We start from the raw sequence: 20,141 nt of genomic DNA on the forward strand, positions 1-20,141 counted from the left end.
ACGCCGGGCGCGTCTTGGCCTGATAAAGGCCGCACGCGCTCCCTTTCGCAGTCAATCTCAGACGAATCTTCGGAGCACAACATGAGTCAAGTCACGCTGGGTGGCAACCCGATCGAAGTCAGCGGCACGTTCCCGTCCGCGGGCCAGCAAGCCCCCGAGTTCTCGCTCGTCGGCAAGGATCTCAAGCCGGTCACGCTCGCCGATTTCGCCGGCAAGCGCAAAGTGCTCAACATCGTGCCGAGCCTCGACACGCCGACGTGCGCCACGTCCACCCGCAAGTTCAACGAAGCCGCCGGCAAGCTCGCGAACACGGCCGTGATCGTCGTGTCGGGCGACCTGCCGTTCGCCGCAACGCGCTTTTGCTCGACCGAAGGCATCGAAAACGTCGTGACGGCGTCGACCTTCCGCGGCCATGAGTTCGCGAATGCGTACGGCGTCGATGTCACGAGCGGCCCGCTCACCGGCCTGACGGCGCGCGCCGTGGTCGTCCTCGACGAACAGAACAAGGTGCTGCACGCCGAACTCGTCGGCGAAATCAAGGACGAGCCGAACTACGACGCAGCGCTCGCCGCGCTGAAGTAAGCACGGCACGCGTCGCAATGCGCCGCGCCCTTCGCGCGGCGTTTTTGCATCGATAGCGGCATTATCGCGACTCACATTCATAGGAAACCTAGCTTTGGCTACGCTGATCTGCGGCTCGCTCGCCTACGACAACATCATGACTTTCCAGGGCCGCTTTCGCGACCACATCCTGCCCGAGCAAGTGCACATCCTGAATGTGAGCTTCCTCGTGCCGACGATGCGCCGCGAATTCGGCGGCTGCGCCGGCAACATCGCCTATGCGCTGAAGCTGCTCGGCGGCGACGCGCGCATCATGGCGACGCTCGGCGCCGTCGACGCGCAGCTCTACCTCGACCGCCTCGACAGCCTCGGTCTCACGAAAGCGCACGTGCGCGTGCTGCCGGACACCTATTCGGCGCAGGCGATGATCACCACCGACCTCGACAATAACCAGATCACCGCATTCCACCCGGGCGCGATGATGGAATCGCACCTGAACCGCGCGGACGAAGCACCCGGCGTCAAGCTCGGCATCGTCGCACCGGACGGCTACGACGGCATGGTCCAGCACTCCGAACAGTTCGCGGCCGCCGGCATTCCGTTCATTTTCGATCCGGGCCAGGGCCTGCCGCTCTTCGACGGCGCCCAGTTACGTCGCATGATTGAACTTGCCACCTATGTGGCGGTCAACGACTACGAAGCAAAATTGGTCAGCAACAAGACCGGCTGGTCGATCGAAGAAATCGCCGGCCGTGTGCAGGCGCTGATCGTCACGCGCGGCGAGCACGGCTCGCAGATTCACCATGCGGGCCAGTGCGAAGAGATTCCCGTCGTCCAGGCTGCCCGCGTGCTCGACCCGACCGGTTGTGGCGACGCCTTCCGCGGCGGCCTGCTGTACGGGATCGAGAAGGGGCTCGACTGGGCGACGACGGGCCGCCTCGCGAGCCTGATGGGCGCGCTCAAGATTGAGCAGCAAGGACCGCAAAACTACGCGCCTTCGCGCGGCGAAATCGATGAGCGATTCAAGCAGGCATTCGGATACGGCCTGCAGTAATTCAGTGGAGTAACCAAAAATGAGAACAACAACCCGTGCGGTTCTGGCAACGATGATCGTCGGTTCGCTGACGATGACGGGGTGCGCCTATAACAGCAGCTCGTCGGACGTCTACACGGCCTCGCAGGCGCAGCGCGAGGCAACCGTGCGCTTCGGCACCGTCGAAAGCGTGCGCGCCGTGAAGATCAGCTCGAACAACGGTCAGCCGAGCGGGCTCGGCGCATTGGGCGGCGGCGCGCTTGGCGCGGTGGCGGGTAGCGCGATCGGCGGCGGCAAAGGGTCGATCGCGACCGCAATCATCGGCGGCATCGCCGGTGCGGTCGCGGGCAACGCGGTCGAGAACGGCGTCGCCGTGCAAAACGGCGTGGAAGTCACCGTGCGGCTCGACAACGGCGACCTGCGCGCCATCACGCAAAGCGCCAACGGCGAGATCTTCCAAGCTGGCGATCGCGTCCGTCTGCTCTCGAGCGGCGGCGTAACCCGCGTCACGCACTGACCCACTGGCGGTCTCTCGGCCCGTTCCGGGCCAATCCGTTCCCGTCCCTTCAGCCACCTGCGCCGTTACGCGACGCAGGTGGCTATCCTCGACGGAACGCGTCTTCAGCACGTCTCACACGCCGGAGTCGCATGCGACTCGAGTCATGCTCTGCACAGAACCAGACTAGGCCCTAAAGCGCCAAGTTCGGATCGACCGCTCTGCATGGGACCGGACTAGGCGCTAAAGCGCCAAGTCCGGATCGACATAAAAAAATCCCGCCACCGGAAACCGGTGACGGGATTCGGGCTGAGTAGCATTACTCAACCGTGTGGCACGTCGCGACGTACCGAGTTACCGCTCGAGTTGTTACGGACGGCTGCCGGTCGGAAACGGCCATGCTGCAGCCGGGTTCAACGCGGTCTTCACCGTAGCAGCAGGAGCCGTCGACGCAGCGGGTGCTGCAGCGGGGGCAGGCGCAGCGGCGGCCTTCTTGGCAGCAGCCTTCTTCGCCGGTGCGGCCTTCTTAGCAGGCGCAGCCTTCTTCGCAGGGGCAGCCTTCTTGGCGGCAGCCTTCTTCGCAGGCGCGGCTTTCTTCGCCGCAGCCTTCTTAGCAGGCGCCTTCTTCGCAGCGGCCTTCTTCGCGACAACCTTCTTCGCAGCAGCCTTCTTAGCCGGTGCGGCCTTCTTCGCAGCAACCTTCTTCACTGCGACTTTCTTTGCCGCGACTTTCTTGACTGCAACCTTCTTCACCGCGACTTTCTTCGCTGCGACCTTCTTGGCTGCAACCTTCTTCACAGCGACTTTCTTCACTGCGACCTTCTTGGCAGCAACCTTCTTCACGGCGACCTTCTTCGCTGCAACCTTCTTCACAGCGGCCTTCTTAGCCGGAGCAGCCTTCTTCGCTACAGTCTTCTTCACGGCCGGTTTCGCCGCGGCTTTTTTAGCTGCAGGTTTTTTCTTGGCGAGTGCCATCATTTTCTCCTTCAGGTTTTCAGATGAGAGTTAATTCAAACTACACCCTTCGTCAAAACCCGCTTCCCGCTGCACGCTTATCAAGGCGTGCGCTGCGAAGCGGGCTATTCATCGGCGTACGCGCTTCCCGCCTGCTTACGCTAATGAATACGGTAAGGCGCGCCGTGCCCGCGGGCACCGCACGCCAAGTCCAGTCAGCTTCGAGGCGCTGTGCTGCGCGCACTTCTGCGCTCAGGCCGCTCTCGAATGCCGGCAATCGTTTGAGCAAGCCGACGGCATGGCCGCCGGCTTTTTCCGGGGGGAAGTTTGCCCATCCCACTGAAGGGTTCGCAAAGTGCCTGTCATGTTTGTGGGCCGCGGTTCGCACCGCTGAGCCACTGGGCACGCTTTGCATCAGGCGTTTCTGCTCCTAAGCACGTTTGCCGGGGCCTTCGCCGCCGGCATCCCCATCAATTTCGTTGGTCGACGCGCGCGGGGTCACTCCCACGACAGCGCACCGCCAGTCTGATATTCAATGACCCGCGTCTCGAAGAAGTTGCGCTCTTTCTTCAAATCGATCATCTCGCTCATCCACGGGAACGGGTTCTCCTCGTTCGGGAACAGCGGATCGAGGCCGATCTGCTGGCAACGGCGGTTGCAGATGAAGCGCAGATAGCTCTTGAACATCGACGCGTTGAGGCCGAGCACCCCGCGCGGCATCGTGTCTTCCGCGTAGCGATATTCAAGGTCGACCGCATGCTTGAAGATCTCGCGGATCTCCTCGCGGAATTCGGCCGTCCACAGATGCGGGTTTTCGAGTTTGATCTGGTTGATGAGGTCGATGCCGAAGTTGCAGTGCATCGACTCGTCACGCAGGATGTATTGGTACTGTTCCGCGGCACCCGTCATTTTGTTCTGCCGGCCGAGCGCAAGAATTTGCGTAAACCCGACGTAGAAGAACAGGCCCTCCATCACGCAGGCGAACACGATCAGCGACTTGAGCAACTTCTGGTCGGCTTCGAGCGTGCCGGTCGTGAAGGCCGGATCGGTCAGCGTTTGGATGAACGGGATCAGGAATTCGTCCTTGTCACGGATCGACTTGACCTCGTGATAGGCGTTGAAGATCTCGCCTTCGTCGAGACTGAGCGACTCGACGATGTATTGGTAAGCGTGCGTGTGGATCGCCTCTTCGAACGCCTGGCGCAGCAGGAACTGCCGGCACTCGGGCGCCGTGATGTGGCGGTAGGTGCCCAGCACGATGTTGTTCGCGGCGAGCGAGTCGGCCGTCACGAAGAAGCCGAGGTTGCGCTTGACGATGCGGCGCTCGTCTTCAGTGAGGCCGTTCGGGTCTTTCCACAGCGCGATGTCGCGGGACATGTTGATTTCTTGCGGCATCCAGTGGTTTGCGCAACCCGCCAGATACTTCTCCCACGCCCACTTGTATTTGAACGGCACGAGCTGATTGACGTCAGTCTTGCCGTTGATGATGCGCTTGTCGGCGACGTTCACGCGCGCTTCGGGAGCGCCGGCCGGTGCCGCAGCTTGCGCTGCGTCGGCATACGGAGCGACTGCGAAGTCGCCTGCGAAAATGTCCTTCGCCGAGGGAGCTTGAGTGGCGGCGCGCGTCGCTACTTGCGCTCCGACAGCCGAACCCGCGGGGTTGCGCAACGTATTGTGTTGCGAACCACTCGAGGGAATCGCGGCAGTGATCTCGTCATCCCAGTTGAGCATAAATTCTCACCATCAATTTAGATCGGTTTGTACCATCTTTTCGTTAGCGATAAAAGGGTTCGCTCACGAAAAATCCTGTTTTCGATTCGCGTTGCGACCTACATACAACACTTTGATCTTCGCGTCGTCTTCAACACATCGAGTGATGCGTTCGAAGCGTGAGTCTTAGAGGTGCTTCGCATTGTCGATCGGGTATCGAAGCGAGGTGATTTCGAGACCTCTTGTGTGTGCTTCGATGACCATCCGGCTACGTCGCTTGCAGTGTTGCCGAGTCTTTATCGTTAGGGTTTCAACGGCTCGGCGAAGTTCAAAGAATCCGCACTGCGCTGCACCTTCTTCTTGATCGGCGACAGACTTCTTCGTCGCTTCGCTTGCATCGTGTGACTACTGATCGGGAAGAGCGGCGCGCCCTTCAACTTCATGCTGCGCGCCGCTCGTCTCATTGCGTGTGCGCTACGGCACTCACGCGGTTACTGGCAGGCTTCGCACTCGTCGAAACCCGGGTCGCCCGGACGCATCATGCAAACGGGACCGTCCACTTCCACCTCCGGTTGAGCAGCAACCGCCGCGCCTGCCGCCGCTGCCGCGTTCATGGCGCCCGACGACGACGCGCCGCTCATCGCGCCACCGATCGCACCGCCCGCGCCAAAGCCGCCGGCAGCACCGCCCGCACCGCCTTCCGACGAAGGCACTGCGTTCAGCGCGCCGTGCGCGACCGTCGACTTCTCGACGTGCGTCGCTGCCATCGTGCGCAGGTAGTACGTCGTCTTCAAGCCACGCAGCCACGCGAGCTTGTAGACCTCGTCGAGCTTCTTGCCCGATGCGCCCGCCATGTAGATGTTGAGCGACTGCGCCTGGTCGATCCACTTCTGACGGCGCGCCGCCGCCTCGACGAGCCACGTCGCGTCGACTTCGAACGCCGTCGCGTAGATCGCGCGCAGATCGGCCGGGATGCGGTCGATGCGCGAGAGCGTGCCGTCGAAGTACTTGAGGTCGGCAACCATCACCTCGTCCCACAGGCCGCGCGCCTTCAGGTCGCGCACCAGGTAGTCGTTGACCACCGTGAATTCGCCCGACAGATTCGACTTCACATAGAGGTTCTGGAAAGTCGGCTCGATACAAGCGGACACGCCGATGATGTTCGAGATCGTCGCCGTCGGCGCGATCGCGACGCAGTTCGAGTTGCGCATGCCGTAGTCGGCGATGCGCAAGCGCAGCGCCGGCCAGTCCATCGACTCGCTCGAATCCACTTCGACATAGCCGCCGCGCGCTTCGGCCAGCAGCTTCAGCGAGTCTTGCGGGAGGATGCCGCGATCCCACAGCGAGCCGCGGTAGCTCGAGTAGCGGCCGCGCTCTTCGGCCAGCTCGGTGGACGCGTAGTACGCGTAGTAGCAGACCGCTTCCATCGACCGGTCGGCGAACTCGACAGCCGCCTCCGATGCATACGGCGTGCGCAGCATGTGCAGGCAGTCCTGGAAGCCCATGATGCCGAGACCGACCGGACGGTGCTTCAGGTTCGAGTTACGCGCCTTCGCGACGGCGTAGTAGTTGATGTCGATGACGTTGTCGAGCATCCGCATTGCGACGCTGATCGTGCGCTTCAACTTCTCGTGGTCGAGTGCGTAGCTGCCGTCGGCCTGCTTCGTCATGTGCGCGACCAGGTTCACCGAGCCCAGGTTGCAAACGGCGATTTCGGCGTCGCTCGTGTTCAGCGTGATCTCGGTGCACAGGTTCGACGAGTGGACGACGCCGACGTGCTGTTGCGGCGAGCGCACATTGCACGGGTCCTTGAACGTGATCCACGGATGGCCGGTCTCGAACAGCATGCCGAGCATCTTGCGCCACAGCTGCGCCGCCGGAATCTTCTTGAACAGCTTGATCTCGCCTCGCGCGACCTTGTCTTCGTAAGCCGTGTAAGCGGTTTCGAACTCGGCGCCGAATTTGTCGTGCAGGTCCGGGCAGGTCGACGGCGAGAACAGCGTCCAGTCGCCGCCTTCCATCACGCGCTTCATGAACAGGTCGGGAATCCAGTTCGCCGTGTTCATGTCGTGCGTGCGGCGACGGTCGTCACCGGTGTTCTTGCGCAGCTCGAGGAATTCCTCGATGTCGAGGTGCCACGATTCCAGGTACGCGCAGACCGCGCCCTTGCGCTTGCCGCCCTGGTTCACGGCGACGGCCGTGTCGTTGACCACCTTCAGGAACGGCACGACGCCTTGCGACTTGCCGTTGGTGCCCTTGATGTGCGAGCCGAGCGCGCGCACGCGGGTCCAGTCGTTGCCGAGGCCGCCGGCGAACTTCGAGAGGAGCGCGTTTTCCTTCAGTGCTTCGTAGATGCCATCGAGGTCGTCCGCGACCGTCGTCAGATAGCACGACGACAGCTGCGAGCGGTGCGTGCCCGAGTTGAACAGAGTCGGCGTCGAGCTCATGAAATCGAACGTCGACAGCACGGTGTAGAACTCGATCGCGCGCGCTTCGCGGTCGATCTCGTTGAGCGAGAGGCCCATCGCGACACGCATAAAGAATGCCTGCGGCATCTCAATACGGGTGCCGTCGACGTGCAGGAAGTAGCGGTCATAGAGCGTCTGCAGGCCGAGGTAGCCGAACTGCAGGTCGCGGCTCGCGTCGAGCGCGGCGCCCAGGCGCTTCAGATCGAACTGCAGCAGCTTGTCGTCGAGCAGCCCGGCTTCGACGCCGCGCTTCAAGAACTGCGGGAAGTACTCGGCATAGCGCTCGCCCATTTCGCCTTGCGTGACTTCCTCTTCGAGGATCTCGCGGCGGATCGTGTGCAGCAGAATGCGTGCGGTGACCTGGCTGTACGCCGGGTCCTTCTCGATCATCGTGCGCGCAGCGAGGATGGCCGAGTCGTAGACCTGGCTCATCGGCACGCCGTCGTAGAGGTTCTTGACCGTCTCGGCGACGATCGGCTCGGCGGAAACCGCGTCGCCGAGGTTCGCGCAGGCCGACTCGATCAGCCCGGTGAGGGCCTTCATATCGAGCGGACGCGTGATGCCGTTATCGACGACGTTCAGGCCCGAGCTCGGCGCGCTTTCCTCTTCCGCGTGACGCTCCTGAGTGCGCTTCTCGCGATACAGCACGTAAGCGCGCGCGACGTTGTGCTCGCCGCCGCGCATGAGCGCCAGTTCGACCTGGTCCTGAATGTCTTCGATATGGAACGTGCCGCCGTTCGGACGGCTGCGCAAAAGCGCGCGCACGACGCTTTGCGTGAGCTGCTCGACGAGCTCGCGCACGCGTGCGGACGCGGCGCCCTGCCCGCCGTTGACGGCCAGAAACGCCTTCGTCACCGCAATCGCGATCTTCGAGGGCTCGAACGACACCACGCTGCCATTGCGGCGGATCACCTTGTAATCCGCGAAGGTGGCCTGTGGCGCGAGCGCTTGAGCGCCCTGTGCTTGCCCGCCGAGGGTGCGGCCGGTAGGCGCGCCTTCGTGCTGGCTCGTCACGTTGTCGGTCGTTTGCATGTGCAAAGCTCCTGGTCTTGTTGGATGGTGCGGTGAGACCCGCGGGTTAAAACACTCGCTGCGCAACCCCGTGCGCGAACGAAGAGATGGAAGAAAAGCGGCGGCACAGAACGGCCGCGCGGGACAACGTTGATTCGACGATGATCGCTTTCATCTTGGTTATCACCATTCCCCGATAGCGCTTTTCTTCTTTGACTGCGCTGCGCGAGATTCAATGTCCCGTCGCAGCGCTTCTTTGATTGCAACGCTGGCAATGCTTGCGGCACCGGGCTTTCGAGGCCGGGTGCCGCCGGGTCAGAGACACAAGATCTTGTGCAAGTGCGTCTGACTGGCACCAAGTATAGTGGACTTAGGCTCCATCTCAAAAGGCTTTATTTGACGTCGGACGCTTGACTTTTCACACGCCTAGACGAGACAAGGGATCGCCCGGAAAGCAAGGCGCAGCAACGTTCTTCGACTTGCCTAAGCATTGAGCAATGAACGTGCGCGGGCTTGCGGAGCGACCGCGTCAACCGTGCCGATAGGGAAAGTACCGAGCGGGCAACGCGGTGTCTTGGGCGAAGCGCTGCCAGTCGAAATGCGGGCCGGGGTCGGTCTTGCGTCCCGGTGCGATGTCGGAGTGGCCGGCGAGCGCGTCGATCGGATAGCGAGCGACGAGCGTCTTCACGAGTGCGGTCAGCGTCTCGTATTGCGGCGCTTCGAACGCCTTGTCGTCGCTGCCCTCCAGCTCGACGCCGATCGAAAAGTCGTTGCAGCGTTCGCGGCCGAAGAAGTTCGAGAGGCCCGCGTGCCACGCACGCTCGTTGCACGAGACGAACTGCTCGAGCACGCCGTCGCGCCGGATCACGAAATGCGACGACACGCGCAAGCCGCGCAGATGCGCGTCGTAGTACGGGTGCGCGTCGCAGTCGAGTCGGTTCAGGAAGAGATCGGCGATCGCGCTGCCGCCGAACTCGCCGGGCGGCAGGCTGATGTTGTGGATCACGATCAGCGTCGGCACCGCGCCATCGGGTCGCGCTTCGAAGTTCGGCGACGGCAGTGCGCGCGCCGCGCTCGCCCAGCCGTCCGCGCCAACTGTCAAACCTGCGCTCATCGAGCGGTGCGCCCGGTCGGACGCGCCGCGTAGCGCTCGGCGTGCTCGGCGCAGCAAAAGCGGTTCCCCGCTACGAGGATCGATTCGCTTTGCGGCGTGTGCACGCCGCAAGTCGCGCAGCGGACCATCGGCTCGGCGAGCTGCCGCGATTGCGACTGCGTTTGCGCGCCGCCCGTGTTGCCGGAGTTCGCGCCAGGCCGCCCACTCGCATCGAACGGGCCGTTGCGCGGCGCGTCGGCGGCATTGCCCGCGCGCCGCAGCGCCTTCACGAGCCATTGGCCGGCGAAGAACAGCAGGATCAGGAGAAGAATTTGTCGCATGGGGTCAAACAGCGTGTCAAACCACGGGACGGTGCAGCAGCACCTCAAAGACAAAGCGGCTGCCGACATAAGCCAGGAGCAGCGCAACGAACGACGCAAGCACCCAGCGCAATGCCGCGCGGCCGCGCCAGCCGGATACCTTGCGCGCCGTGAGCAGCGCGCCGAACATCAGCCACGACAAGATCGCGAAGACGGTCTTGTGATCGAGCTTGATCGCGCGGTCCACCAGTTGCTCACTAAATAGAATGCCGGACAAGAGCGTGAGCGTGAGCAGCACGAAGCCGGCCGAGATCAGCCGGAACAGCAGCTTTTCGAGCGTGAGAAGCGGCGGCAGCGTATCGAGCCAGCTCGAAAGCCACCCGCCGTTCGCGCCATTGCCGCGTTGCGCCGCGCCACGCATCGCATGCAAGCGGCGCTCGGCGAACAGCATCAGCACGGCGTGCAGCGCGGCGATCGCGAAGAGCCCGTACGCGACATTCGCAATGATGAAATGCAGCTTGAACATCGGCGCCGCCGCATACGACAGCACGCGCACCCCGCCGAATGCGAGCGGCATCAGCGACGCGATGCACGCGAGCGGCAGCACGAGGAGCCGCAAGCCGTCGAGCGGGAAGAAGAAACTCTCGATCCAGTAGATGCCGGCGCCGAGCCAGAACATAGCGGAGAGCGCGAACGCGAAGCCGAACACCATCGCGTTTTGCGGAAAGATCGTCGTGTGCAGCAGTACGCCGTGCGCGAGCAGCGCGACAAAGAGCAGCCAGCGCCCCTGCAGGCTCATGCCCGACGCCGCCGACACCGACGCGCGCGCCACCCGGCCCGTCGGTACCGGCGGCACGCTCGAGAGCATCGTTTGCGCCCCGACGTGCCGATGGGCGCGCCAACCCGCCACGGCAAGGCCGCCGTAAAGAAGCGCAGTGAGGGCATACAGTACAATATCCATGTTCGAAGTTTACACTAGGGCCCTTCCCCGCGACGTCTCCTGAATCGTTCGCCGCGCGCCAGGTGCCCGCACTGTCCATCGCTCCCCATGCTCGACAATCTCACCACACGGATGGCGCGCGTCGTCAAGACGCTGCGCGGCGAAGCCCGGCTTACCGAGGCGAACACGCAGGAGATGCTGCGCGAAGTGCGTCTCGCGCTCCTCGAAGCCGACGTGGCGCTGCCCGTCGTGCGCGAATTCATTGCGAAGGTGAAGGAAAAGGCGCTCGGCGAAGAAGTGCTCGCGAGCCTCTCGCCGGGCCAGGCGCTCGTCGGCGTCGTGCAGCGCGAGCTGACAGCCGTGATCGGCGGCGACTATGAAGGCAAGGCCGTCGAGCTCAATCTTGCCGTCACGCCGCCCGCGATCGTCCTGATGGCCGGCCTGCAAGGCGCCGGTAAAACGACCACGGTCGGCAAGCTCGCGAAACTGCTGCGCGAGAAGTACAAGAAGAAGGTGCTCACGGTTTCCTGCGACGTCTACCGCCCTGCCGCTATCGCGCAGTTGAAGACGGTGACGGAGCAAGTCGGCGCCGATTTCTTCCCGTCCGAGCCCGACCAGAAGCCCGTCGACATCGCGCGCGCCGCGGTCGATTGGGCGAAGCGCCATTATCACGACGTGCTGCTCGTCGATACGGCCGGCCGTCTCGGCATCGACGAAGCGATGATGAACGAAATCAGCGCGCTGCACGCGGAGCTGAAGCCGGCGGAAACGCTCTTCGTCGTCGACGCGATGCTCGGCCAGGACGCCGTCAACACCGCGAAGGCGTTCAACGACGCGCTGCCGCTCACCGGCGTCGTGCTCACCAAGCTCGATGGCGATTCGCGCGGCGGTGCGGCGCTGTCGGTGCGTCATGTGACCGGCAAGCCGATCAAATTCGTCGGCGTCGCCGAAAAGCTCGACGGCCTCGAAATCTTTTACCCGGACCGGATGGCGAACCGGATCCTCGGCATGGGCGACATCCTCGCGCTCGTCGAGGAAGCGCAGCGCGGCGTCGACGTCCAAGCCGCCCAGAAGCTCGCCGACAAGGTCAAGAAAGGCGGCGACTTCGATCTCAACGATTTCCGCGCGCAGCTTTCGCAGATGAAGAACATGGGCGGCCTGTCGTCGCTGATGGATAAACTCCCCGCGCAGTTCCAGCAAGCCGCGTCCGGCGCCGACATGGGCCAGGCCGAAAAGCAGATGCGCCGCATGGAAGGCATCATCAACTCGATGACGCCGCAGGAGCGCGCGAAACCCGAACTCATCAAGGCGACCCGCAAGCGCCGCATCGCAGCCGGCGCCGGCGTGCAGGTGCAAGAAGTGAACCGCATGCTCAACCAGTACGAGCAGATGCGCACCATGATGAAGAAGCTCAAGGGCGGCAACCTGCAGAAGATGATGCGCGGCATGAAGGGCATGCTGCCGGGCATGCGCTGATCGGTCCGTTCGAAGCGGCTGCAAGACGGCTCACGGTCTAACACAGCGCTGTCTTTTGGCCGCCATCAAGGACGACGGAGCGCACGGGTTTATGCTGTAGCGTGCGCCGCCGTTCTCTCCCACACTAATGTATACAGTCACCGTCCGTCAGACGTCATGAATCGCGAAGAAGCTCTCCACATTTTCCGCCACTCCGAAGAGATCGTATCGGCCGCCGAGGTCGACGCGTCGATCGGGACGATGGCGCAGGCCATCCGCACCGAAATGAGCGAGGACTTCCCGCTCGTGCTGTCGGTGATGGGCGGCGCGGCGGTGTTCACAGGCATGCTGCTGCCGCACCTCGACTTCCCGCTCGAATTCGACTACATCCACCTGACCCGCTACCGCAACACCACGAAGGGCGGCAGCGACATGCAATGGCGCGTCGCGCCGGCCGAGTCGGTGAAGGATCGCGTCGTGCTCGTGCTCGACGACATCCTCGACGAAGGCGAAACGATGGCGGCTATCCGCGACCGTATTCTGGCGATGGGCGCGAAGCGCTTCCTGTCCGCCGTGCTGTGCGAGAAGCTGATCCAGAAGGACAAGCCGCTGCGTCCCGACTTCTGCGGCTTCGAAGTGCCCGACCGTTACGTGTTCGGCTGCGGCATGGACGCGAAGGGCTACTGGCGCAACCTACCGACGATCCGCGCGCTGACCGACGGCGCCTGACGCACCGGCACCACTGGCTGCCACGCGATGTCGCGGCAGTTCAGCTCAATAAAAAAGCGGCCCGACGGCCGCTTTTTTGTTTCAACGCCAGCTGCACGTGAACTCGGTGCCCGCGTCTAGAGCTGATGCACGAACACCCGAATCCCGCCCAAGATCATCTCGACCGAAATCGCGACCAGCACCAGCCCCATCAACCGCTCGAACGCCATCACGGTACGCTCGCCGAGCCACTGCTGAATCCGCTGCGCGAGCACCAGCACGATCGCGCACACGATCATCGTCACGGTCAGCGCGCTGATCCACTCGGGCACCTGCCCCGGGGACTGCGAAGTCAGCAGCATCACCGTCGCGAGTGCAGACGGGCCCGCCAGCGCGGGAATCGCGAGCGGCACGATAAACGGTTCGCCGCCCGCGCGCGGATCGTTGCCGAACGCGCCGTCGGGATGCGGGAAGACCATCCGCAGCGCGATCAGGAACAGCACGATGCCGCCGCCGATGCGCAACGACAGATCGGTCAGATGCATCATCCGCAGGAAGCGATCGCCGATCACCATGAAGATCAGCAGGATCACGAACGCGATCGCCACTTCCCGCAGGATCACCTTGACCCGACGATCCTTCGGCACGTTCTTCAGCGCGGAGATGAAGAGCGGAATGTTGCCGAGCGGATCGGTGATCAGGAGCAGCAGAACCGTTGCCGATAGAAAGTTGTACTCCAACGCGCCACCCGGTTAGCGGGCGAGCGCGGCGCGAACTTTCTCGGCCACCGTCACGGCGGCTTCGCCTACCGACAGCAGCGTCGGTTCGACGTCGCGGCGGCCCTGGTATTCGATCTTGCCTTCCTTGAGGCCGCGATCGCCGATCACGAGCCGGTGCGGCACGCCGATCAGCTCCCAGTCGGCAAACATCACGCCTGGGCGCTCGCCGCGGTCGTCGAGAATCACGTCGATGCCTGCCTCGACCAGTTGCGCGTAAAGCTTGTCGGCCTGTTCGCGCACCGCATCGCTGCGGTCGTAGCCCATCGGGCACAGCACGACTTCGAACGGCGCGATCGCTTCCGGCCAGATGATGCCGCGCTCGTCGAAATTCTGTTCGATCGCCGCGCCCAGAATGCGCGTGATACCGATGCCGTAGCAGCCCATGATCATCGGCTGCGGTTTGCCGTTTTCGTCGAGGAACGTCGCGTTCATCGCCTCCGAATACTTCGCGCCGAGCTGGAACACGTGCCCGACTTCGATGCCGCGGCAGATCTCGAGCGTGCCCTTGCCGTCCGGCGACGGATCGCCGCGGCGCACGTTGCGGATGTCGGCCACGACCGGCTCCGGCAAATCGCGCCCCCAGTTCACACCGGTGGTATGGAAGTCGACCTCGTTCGAGCCGACGACGAAGTCGCTCATTTTCGCGACCGTGCTGTCGGCGATCACCTTGACCGGCTTCTTCGTGTTGAGCGGCCCGAGGTAGCCCGGCGGCGTGCCGAACCAGTCGATGATTTCCTGCTCCGTCGCAAAACGATAGCCGGCGAGACCCGGCAGCTTGCTCGCCTTGATCTCGTTCAGGTCGTGATCGCCGCGCAGCATCAAGAGCCAAATGGTCGGCTCGGCGCCTTCGTTTTCGGTCGCGAGCACGATCGACTTGATCGTCCGCTCGAGCGGGATGTTCAAAAGCTCGGCGACGGCCTCGCACTTCGCCTTGCCGGGCGTCGACGTCTTCGTCAGCGCTTCTTGCGGCGCGGCACGCTCGGCGATCAACGGCAGCGCGTCGGCTGCTTCGACGTTCGCCGCAAAGTCCGACGTCGGGCAATACGCGATCGAATCCTCGCCCGTCTCGGCGATCACGTGGAACTCGTGCGAGCCGCTGCCGCCGATCGAGCCGTTATCGGCCGCCACCGCGCGGAATTCGAGGCCAATGCGCGTGAAGATGCGCACGTACGCTTCGTACATCTTGCGATACGACTCTTGAAGGCCCGCCATGTCCTTGTCGAACGAGTAGGCGTCCTTCATCGTGAACTCGCGGCCGCGCATCACGCCGAAACGCGGACGGATCTCGTCGCGGAACTTCGTTTGAATTTGGTAGAAGTTGACCGGCATCTGCCGGTAGCTCTTGATCTGGTTGCGCGCGATATCGGTGACGACTTCTTCGTGCGTCGGCCCGATCACGAAGTCGTTCTGCTTGCGGTCTTTCAAGCGCAGCAACTCGGGGCCGTACTGCACCCAGCGCCCCGACTCCTGCCACAGCTCAGCCGGCTGCACGGCCGGCATCAGCAGTTCGAGCCCGCCCGCCCGGTTCATTTCTTCGCGCACGATCGCTTCCACCTTGCGAATCGAGCGCAGCCCGATCGGCAGATAGTTGTAGATGCCACCGGCGACGCGACGGATCATCCCCGCGCGCACCATCAATTTGTGGCTGACGATCTCAGCGTCGGCGGGAGCTTCCTTCAGGGTGCCGATAAAGAAACGGGAGGCTTTCATTCAGAATTTTCCAAAAACGGCGGCCCTGAGCGAGCCGCCCGAAAGAAGTAGAACGTATGAGTATAGGTGATAGGGTCGCAGCGGTTTTACGGGCCATATAAGGCAACGTGCAGCGGCACCGTGCTCGCCGGATCGCCAGACAAATCTTAAGTCACTTCGCGGCACGCACCTTGCTGCAAATCGGCCCTTCCTGGTGCATGGCGGTGCGTAAGACCCGTTATCTGTTTATAATCAAAGCAATTTTAAAGGATTCGAAGGTGGTTGTATGCTGGATCGTGAAGGCTTTCGCCCGAACGTCGGCATCATCCTCTTGAACGCGCACAACGAGGTGTTTTGGGGTAAGCGGCTGCGTGAACATTCCTGGCAATTTCCGCAAGGGGGCATCAAGTACGGTGAGACCCCCATGCAAGCGATGTATCGGGAGTTACACGAAGAAACCGGCTTGCTTCCGGAGCACGTCAAGATCATCGGTCGCACGCGCGATTGGTTGCGTTATGAGGTGCCGGACAAGTTCATCAAGCGTGAAGTACGCGGTCATTACCGCGGCCAGAAGCAGATCTGGTTTCTGCTGCGGATGGTCGGACGCGATTGCGACATTTGCTTGCGCGCAACCGATCATCCGGAGTTCGACGCTTGGCGCTGGAACGAGTACTGGGTACCGCTCGACGCGGTGATCGAGTTCAAGAGAGATGTGTATCAGTTGGCGTTGACAGAGTTGTCGCGGTTCCTGCGCCGTCCGGCGCCGCGCGCGGAAAAACCGCGCGGCCATCACGGGCAACGGTATCCGCGCGTCGCGGCGTCGGTAACGGCGTCCGCGATGGGGACGATCACGCAGGTGACGATCGAAGCGACGATCGAGACTGTGGAATCTGACGGCACGGTCAACTCGATAGGCTCGGAAGACGGCTCGGATTGCCTGTCCACCGATCCTTCCGACGAGCAAACGCGCATTCTGCGCGGCTAATCGACACGCGGCGGCGTTTTCCACGCCTATGCCGCAACCGCGGGCGCTGAGCCGGTCACACGGTATCGCGCCCGTTTTTTCGAGGAAGTCATATTGAAAGCGATTGCTCTCGCCGCGGCATGCGCAGCCGCCGGCGCCCTCCTGGCGGCCTGCTCGAGTACACCCAGCAACAAGGACGACAGCGCCTTCACCTACCTGCTGGACCGCAAGGGGAACTGGGTCGAAAACAAGGTCGACACCTTACCGCCGCTGCCGCAAGAGGGCGATCTGCTGCCGTTCGACGTCTCGCAGAACACGCCTCTGCAATTCTCGGTCGACCAGAAATCGCTGACGGTGGGCTCGGACGGCGTCGTGCGCTATACGGTGGTGGTGACGAGCCCGGCCGGTGCTCGCAACGTCAACTACGAGGGTATTCGCTGCGACACCTACGAGTGGCGCCAATACGCCGGACTCAACGCGGATCACGATGGCTGGGACAACACCGTGGCGAACCCGTGGCAGCGCATCGAGAACGGCAACCTGAATGCGTACCAGGCGTCGCTCTATCAGGACTACTTCTGCGCGAACAAGATGCCGACCGGTTCGGCAAAGACGATCGTCAATAACATCCGCTTGAGGCGCACCGCCGCGAGCGCGATCCGCTGACGCGCGGCACGCTCCCGCGCGGCCATAAAAAAGCCCGCTGTCGATCAGCGGGCTTTTTTGCGTCGGCCGCGGGTGCTTCGTTCAAATCAGCACGAGATTGTCGCGATGGATCAGCTCGGGCTCGAGCATATAGCCGAGGATCGATTCGATCTCGGCGCTCGGCTTGCGCTGTATCAGCTTCGCCTCGGCGCTGCTGTAGTTCGTGAGCCCACGTGCGACTTCGCGACCCGCGGCGTTCAAGCACGCGATCACTTCGCCGCGCGCAAACGCGCCCTGCACATCCACGACACCGATCGGCAACAGGCTCTTGCCGCCTACGGTGAGCTTCTCGACCGCGCCGTCGTCGATCACGACGTGCCCGCGCACCTGCAGATGATCGGCCATCCATTGCTTGCGGGCGGCCATGCGCGCCGTTCGCGCAATCAATTGCGTGCCGATCGCCTCGCCGGCGGCCAACCGGGCGAGCACTTCGGGTTCGCGCCCGCTTGCGATCACGGTGTCGGCCCCGCTATGCGCGGCACGCTTCGCAGCGAGGATCTTCGTCAGCATCCCGCCGCGGCCGATGCTCGATCCCGCGCCGCCCGCCATCGCCTCCAACTCCGGCGAGCCCGCATCCGCCTGCTCGACGAGCGTTGCACTCGGGTCCTTGCGGGGATCAGCGGTGTACAGGCCACGCTGGTCGGTCAAAATGATCAGCGCGTCGCCTTCGATCAAGTTGGCAACGAGCGCGCCGAGCGTGTCGTTGTCGCCAAACTTGATTTCATCGGTGACGACGGTGTCGTTCTCGTTGATGATCGGCACGACGCCGAGACGCAGCAGCGTCAACAGCGTCGAGCGCGCATTCAGATAGCGTTCGCGGTCGGCAAGATCCGCGTGCGTCAGTAGAATTTGCGCGGTGCGGATCGAGTGCTCGGCGAACCGGCTTTCGTACACTTGCGCGAGGCCCATCTGGCCAACGGCGGCGGCGGCCTGCAACTCGTCGATTTCACGCGGACGCTTGGTCCAGCCGAGGCGCTGCATCCCTTCAGCAATGGCCCCCGAACTAACGAGCACCACTTCCTTGCCTTGCGCGCGCAATTGCGCGATCTGCTCGGCCCAGCGGCCGATAGCCGCGTGATCGAGCCCGCGTCCGTCGTTCGTCACGAGACTGGACCCTACTTTCACTACCAAGCGTTTCGAATCGGCGATGACAGAACGCATCGTGCGCGGTCTCCATGGATGCCTTGATGGCGCGATAGCCCGCCGCTCGACGCGGCAGGCAAATGACGGATGAGTCGAGGTTAGTCCTGCGGCGCGGCGGTATCGGCTGCCGTGCCCGGCTGTGCCTCATCGCGAAAGCGAACGTCGGCGGCAAGATCTTCCTCGTGAGCCGCACGGTGTGCGTCCGAGTGTGCGGTGAGGTAGTCGTACACCGCGTAGCAAAGGTTCTCGCAGCCCTGGCCGGTCAGCGCTGAAATCTCGAACACCGGACCGTCCCACTCGAATCGCTTGACGAAATCGGCGACACGCGCTTCGCGCTCGTCTTCGGGCACCATGTCGAGCTTATTCAGCACGAGCCAGCGCGGTTTTTCGTACAGCGCTTCGTCGTACTTGCGCAGTTCGTTGACGATCGCCTTCGCTTCCGCCACCGGATCGACGTCCTCATCGAAAGGCGCGAGGTCTACGAGATGCAACAGCACGCCGGTGCGCTGCAGATGGCGCAGGAACTGGTGGCCGAGGCCGGCCCCTTCCGCGGCGCCTTCGATCAGCCCGGGAATATCCGCGATGACGAAGCTCTTGCTCGGGCCGACGCGCACGACGCCGAGATTCGGCGCAAGCGTCGTGAACGGGTAGTCGGCGATCTTCGGCTTCGCGTTCGACACCGACGAAATAAACGTCGACTTGCCCGCATTCGGCATGCCAAGGAGGCCCACATCAGCCAGCACCTTCAATTCGAGGCGCAGCATACGACGCTCGCCAGGCTTGCCTTCAGTCTTCTGACGCGGCGCGCGATTCGTGCTCGACTTGAAATGCAGGTTGCCGAGGCCGCCCGCGCCGCCTTTCGCGACCTGAACCTGCTGATCGTGCTCGGTCAGATCGGCGATCAACTCACCGGTGTCCATATCGGTAATCACGGTGCCGACCGGCATGCGCAGCGTGATATCGTCGCCGCCCTTGCCGTAGCAATCCGAGCCGCGCCCGTTTTCGCCGTTGCGCGCCTGGTGTTTCTTCGCGTACCGATAGTCGATCAGCGTGTTGATGTTGCGGTCGGCGACCGCGTTGACGCTGCCGCCACGGCCGCCGTCGCCGCCGTCCGGACCGCCGAACGGGACGAACTTCTCGCGGCGCATCGACGCGCTGCCATCGCCTCCGTCGCCGGCGATGACTTCAATTCTCGCTTCGTCAATGAACTTCATGCGTTGCTCCGTCCCGTGTTTGATGCTCTGTAGTCGCTATTTTGCCGCGCCCCGCGAGCGTTGACCAATCGGCCAAACGGCCAATAACAGTCAATACGCGCAGATACGCCAATAAAAAAGGCCCCGCCAACTACGCGGGGCCTTTCTTCCGGTCGGTTCCGCCGAGTCTGATTAAGCTCAGACTGCAGCCGGAATCACGTTGACCAGGTGCTTCTTGTCAGCGCCTTTCGTCGTGAACTTGACGTGGCCGTCAGTCAGCGCGAACAGCGTGTGATCCTTGCCGATACCGACGTTGTCGCCCGGGTGCATACGCGTGCCGCGTTGACGCACGATGATGCCGCCCGCGTTGATCGCTTGGCCGCCGTAGACCTTGACGCCGAGGCGCTTCGACTCGGAATCGCGGCCGTTGCGGGAAGACCCGCCTGCTTTTTTGTGTGCCATCTGATTGCTCCTTGACCGGTGCGCTTACGCGTTGATCGCGTCGATGCGCAGTTCGGTGTAGTTCTGGCGGTGGCCGCCGTGCTTTTGGTAGTGCTTCCGGCGACGCATCTTGAAGATGGTCACTTTGGCGTGACGACCGTGGGAGACAACGGTAGCCTTGACGGAAGCCCCACTCACCAGCGGCGTACCGAACTGAATCGATTCGCCTTCGCCTACTGCGAGAACCTGGTCGAGCGTGATTTCAGCGTCAATGTCTGCCGGTATCTGTTCTACTTTAAGTTTTTCGCCAACAGCAACCTTATACTGCTTGCCGCCGGTTTTTATGACCGCGTACATTGAGAACCTCACTCTGTGTTCATTTCTTTCCGACGCACCGCGCGCGGAAACCCGTGATTATACATAGAGTTAGCTCCGCGGTCAAAACCTCCATCGATCGCCCGACGGCAAGCGCCAAAGC

19 protein-coding genes and 1 pseudogene are annotated in these 20,141 nt (G+C 62.9%); 7 read left to right on the top strand and 13 right to left on the bottom strand.

The genetic code is table 11. From position 1 onward, the window contains the following. Window positions 1-81 precede the first annotated feature (81 nt). The 3 genes from tpx (at window position 82) to AAHK20_RS30760 (ending at window position 2,111) form a co-directional block, all read left to right on the top strand. The gene (gene tpx / locus AAHK20_RS30750; protein WP_449185285.1) at window positions 82-582 is read left to right on the top strand and encodes a thiol peroxidase; all 501 of its coding nucleotides are present in this window, start codon (window positions 82-84) and stop codon (window positions 580-582) included. 94 nt (window positions 583-676) lie between these two features. After that, on the top strand, window positions 677-1,615 hold the full coding sequence (locus AAHK20_RS30755; RefSeq protein WP_449185286.1) for a carbohydrate kinase family protein: 939 nt from the start codon (window positions 677-679) through the stop codon (window positions 1,613-1,615). 19 nt (window positions 1,616-1,634) lie between these two features. After that, window positions 1,635-2,111 carry an outer membrane lipoprotein gene (locus tag AAHK20_RS30760; RefSeq protein ID WP_449185287.1) on the top strand — a complete coding sequence of 159 codons (477 nt, stop codon included), beginning with the start codon at window positions 1,635-1,637 and terminating at the stop codon, window positions 2,109-2,111. Window positions 2,112-2,459: 348 nt separating this feature from the next. Here the strand turns inward: AAHK20_RS30760 and AAHK20_RS30765 are convergent, their stop codons facing one another. The 7 genes and pseudogenes from AAHK20_RS30765 to AAHK20_RS30795 form a co-directional block, all read right to left on the bottom strand. Next, window positions 2,460-3,065, bottom strand: a complete 606-nt coding sequence (locus AAHK20_RS30765) for a histone H1-like DNA-binding protein (RefSeq protein WP_449185288.1) — start codon at window positions 3,063-3,065, stop codon at window positions 2,460-2,462. 30 nt (window positions 3,066-3,095) lie between these two features. Next, window positions 3,096-3,459: pseudogene (locus AAHK20_RS30770) on the bottom strand (hypothetical protein). Between the two features lie 83 nt (window positions 3,460-3,542). Next, window positions 3,543-4,775 (bottom strand): ribonucleotide-diphosphate reductase subunit beta, encoded by a 1,233-nt coding sequence (locus AAHK20_RS30775; protein ID WP_449185289.1) that lies wholly within the window; start codon window positions 4,773-4,775, stop codon window positions 3,543-3,545. Window positions 4,776-5,245: 470 nt separating this feature from the next. Beyond that, a complete protein-coding gene (locus AAHK20_RS30780) occupies window positions 5,246-8,254 on the bottom strand; it encodes a ribonucleoside-diphosphate reductase subunit alpha (protein ID WP_449185290.1) in 3,009 nt (1,002 codons plus the stop codon). 508 nt (window positions 8,255-8,762) lie between these two features. Then, window positions 8,763-9,347 (bottom strand): 1,6-anhydro-N-acetylmuramyl-L-alanine amidase AmpD, encoded by a 585-nt coding sequence (gene ampD / locus AAHK20_RS30785; protein ID WP_449185291.1) that lies wholly within the window; start codon window positions 9,345-9,347, stop codon window positions 8,763-8,765. Further along, window positions 9,344-9,667, bottom strand: a complete 324-nt coding sequence (locus AAHK20_RS30790; protein ID WP_449185292.1) for a PP0621 family protein — start codon at window positions 9,665-9,667, stop codon at window positions 9,344-9,346. The genes ampD and AAHK20_RS30790 overlap by 4 nt, the downstream gene beginning before the upstream one ends. Window positions 9,668-9,683: 16 nt before the next feature. Next, a complete protein-coding gene (locus AAHK20_RS30795) occupies window positions 9,684-10,607 on the bottom strand; it encodes a cytochrome C assembly family protein (protein WP_449185293.1) in 924 nt (307 codons plus the stop codon). 87 nt (window positions 10,608-10,694) lie between these two features. On the opposite strand from AAHK20_RS30795, the gene ffh reads away from it, so the two are divergent. After that, window positions 10,695-12,062: a signal recognition particle protein gene (gene ffh, locus AAHK20_RS30800; protein ID WP_449185294.1), complete on the top strand. Its 1,368-nt coding sequence runs from the start codon at window positions 10,695-10,697 to the stop codon at window positions 12,060-12,062. A 156-nt stretch (window positions 12,063-12,218) separates the two neighbouring features. After that, window positions 12,219-12,770 (top strand): hypoxanthine-guanine phosphoribosyltransferase, encoded by a 552-nt coding sequence (locus tag AAHK20_RS30805; protein ID WP_449185295.1) that lies wholly within the window; start codon window positions 12,219-12,221, stop codon window positions 12,768-12,770. A 116-nt stretch (window positions 12,771-12,886) separates the two neighbouring features. On the opposite strand, the gene AAHK20_RS30810 is transcribed toward AAHK20_RS30805, so the two are convergent. Further along, window positions 12,887-13,489, bottom strand: coding sequence for a MarC family protein (locus AAHK20_RS30810; RefSeq protein WP_449185296.1), 603 nt, complete (start codon window positions 13,487-13,489; stop codon window positions 12,887-12,889). A 12-nt stretch (window positions 13,490-13,501) separates the two neighbouring features. After that, window positions 13,502-15,238 (bottom strand): proline--tRNA ligase, encoded by a 1,737-nt coding sequence (locus AAHK20_RS30815; protein WP_449185297.1) that lies wholly within the window; start codon window positions 15,236-15,238, stop codon window positions 13,502-13,504. Between the two features lie 265 nt (window positions 15,239-15,503). On the opposite strand from AAHK20_RS30815, the gene AAHK20_RS30820 reads away from it, so the two are divergent. After that, the gene (locus AAHK20_RS30820; protein WP_449185298.1) at window positions 15,504-16,202 is read left to right on the top strand and encodes an RNA pyrophosphohydrolase; all 699 of its coding nucleotides are present in this window, start codon (window positions 15,504-15,506) and stop codon (window positions 16,200-16,202) included. Between the two features lie 93 nt (window positions 16,203-16,295). Continuing rightward, window positions 16,296-16,847, top strand: a complete 552-nt coding sequence (locus tag AAHK20_RS30825) for a CNP1-like family protein (protein ID WP_449185299.1) — start codon at window positions 16,296-16,298, stop codon at window positions 16,845-16,847. Window positions 16,848-16,928: 81 nt separating this feature from the next. Here AAHK20_RS30825 and proB read toward each other — a convergent pair whose 3' ends face one another. The 4 genes from proB to rplU all read right to left on the bottom strand — a co-directional run bounded on the left by proB (window position 16,929) and on the right by rplU (window position 20,020). Further along, window positions 16,929-18,047: a glutamate 5-kinase gene (proB, locus tag AAHK20_RS30830; RefSeq protein WP_449185300.1), complete on the bottom strand. Its 1,119-nt coding sequence runs from the start codon at window positions 18,045-18,047 to the stop codon at window positions 16,929-16,931. A gap of 80 nt (window positions 18,048-18,127) precedes the next feature. Beyond that, complete coding sequence (gene cgtA, locus AAHK20_RS30835; protein WP_449185301.1) at window positions 18,128-19,243, bottom strand: Obg family GTPase CgtA; 1,116 nt, start codon at window positions 19,241-19,243, stop codon at window positions 18,128-18,130. Between the two features lie 177 nt (window positions 19,244-19,420). Next, a complete protein-coding gene (gene rpmA / locus AAHK20_RS30840) occupies window positions 19,421-19,684 on the bottom strand; it encodes a 50S ribosomal protein L27 (protein WP_449185302.1) in 264 nt (87 codons plus the stop codon). Between the two features lie 24 nt (window positions 19,685-19,708). After that, complete coding sequence (gene rplU / locus AAHK20_RS30845; protein WP_004194344.1) at window positions 19,709-20,020, bottom strand: 50S ribosomal protein L21; 312 nt, start codon at window positions 20,018-20,020, stop codon at window positions 19,709-19,711. Window positions 20,021-20,141: the final 121 nt, after the last annotated feature.

The organism is Trinickia camelliae (assembly GCF_053525655.1).

Excerpts from the sequence above, each read along its gene's own strand:
- tpx (WP_449185285.1), top strand. The coding sequence starts at position 82 with ATGAGTCAAGTCACGCTGGGTGGCAACCCGATCGAAGTCAGCGGCACG.
- AAHK20_RS30760 (WP_449185287.1), top strand. The coding sequence starts at position 1,635 with ATGAGAACAACAACCCGTGCGGTTCTGGCAACGATGATCGTCGGTTCG.
- AAHK20_RS30765 (WP_449185288.1), bottom strand. The coding sequence starts at position 3,065 with ATGGCACTCGCCAAGAAAAAACCTGCAGCTAAAAAAGCCGCGGCGAAA.
- AAHK20_RS30775 (WP_449185289.1), bottom strand. The coding sequence starts at position 4,775 with ATGCTCAACTGGGATGACGAGATCACTGCCGCGATTCCCTCGAGTGGT.
- AAHK20_RS30780 (WP_449185290.1), bottom strand. The coding sequence starts at position 8,254 with ATGCAAACGACCGACAACGTGACGAGCCAGCACGAAGGCGCGCCTACC.
- ampD (WP_449185291.1), bottom strand. The coding sequence starts at position 9,347 with ATGAGCGCAGGTTTGACAGTTGGCGCGGACGGCTGGGCGAGCGCGGCG.
- AAHK20_RS30790 (WP_449185292.1), bottom strand. The coding sequence starts at position 9,667 with ATGCGACAAATTCTTCTCCTGATCCTGCTGTTCTTCGCCGGCCAATGG.
- AAHK20_RS30795 (WP_449185293.1), bottom strand. The coding sequence starts at position 10,607 with ATGGATATTGTACTGTATGCCCTCACTGCGCTTCTTTACGGCGGCCTT.
- ffh (WP_449185294.1), top strand. The coding sequence starts at position 10,695 with ATGCTCGACAATCTCACCACACGGATGGCGCGCGTCGTCAAGACGCTG.
- AAHK20_RS30805 (WP_449185295.1), top strand. The coding sequence starts at position 12,219 with ATGAATCGCGAAGAAGCTCTCCACATTTTCCGCCACTCCGAAGAGATC.
- AAHK20_RS30815 (WP_449185297.1), bottom strand. The coding sequence starts at position 15,238 with ATGAAAGCCTCCCGTTTCTTTATCGGCACCCTGAAGGAAGCTCCCGCC.
- AAHK20_RS30820 (WP_449185298.1), top strand. The coding sequence starts at position 15,504 with ATGCTGGATCGTGAAGGCTTTCGCCCGAACGTCGGCATCATCCTCTTG.
- proB (WP_449185300.1), bottom strand. The coding sequence starts at position 18,047 with ATGCGTTCTGTCATCGCCGATTCGAAACGCTTGGTAGTGAAAGTAGGG.
- cgtA (WP_449185301.1), bottom strand. The coding sequence starts at position 19,243 with ATGAAGTTCATTGACGAAGCGAGAATTGAAGTCATCGCCGGCGACGGA.
- rpmA (WP_449185302.1), bottom strand. The coding sequence starts at position 19,684 with ATGGCACACAAAAAAGCAGGCGGGTCTTCCCGCAACGGCCGCGATTCC.
- rplU (WP_004194344.1), bottom strand. The coding sequence starts at position 20,020 with ATGTACGCGGTCATAAAAACCGGCGGCAAGCAGTATAAGGTTGCTGTT.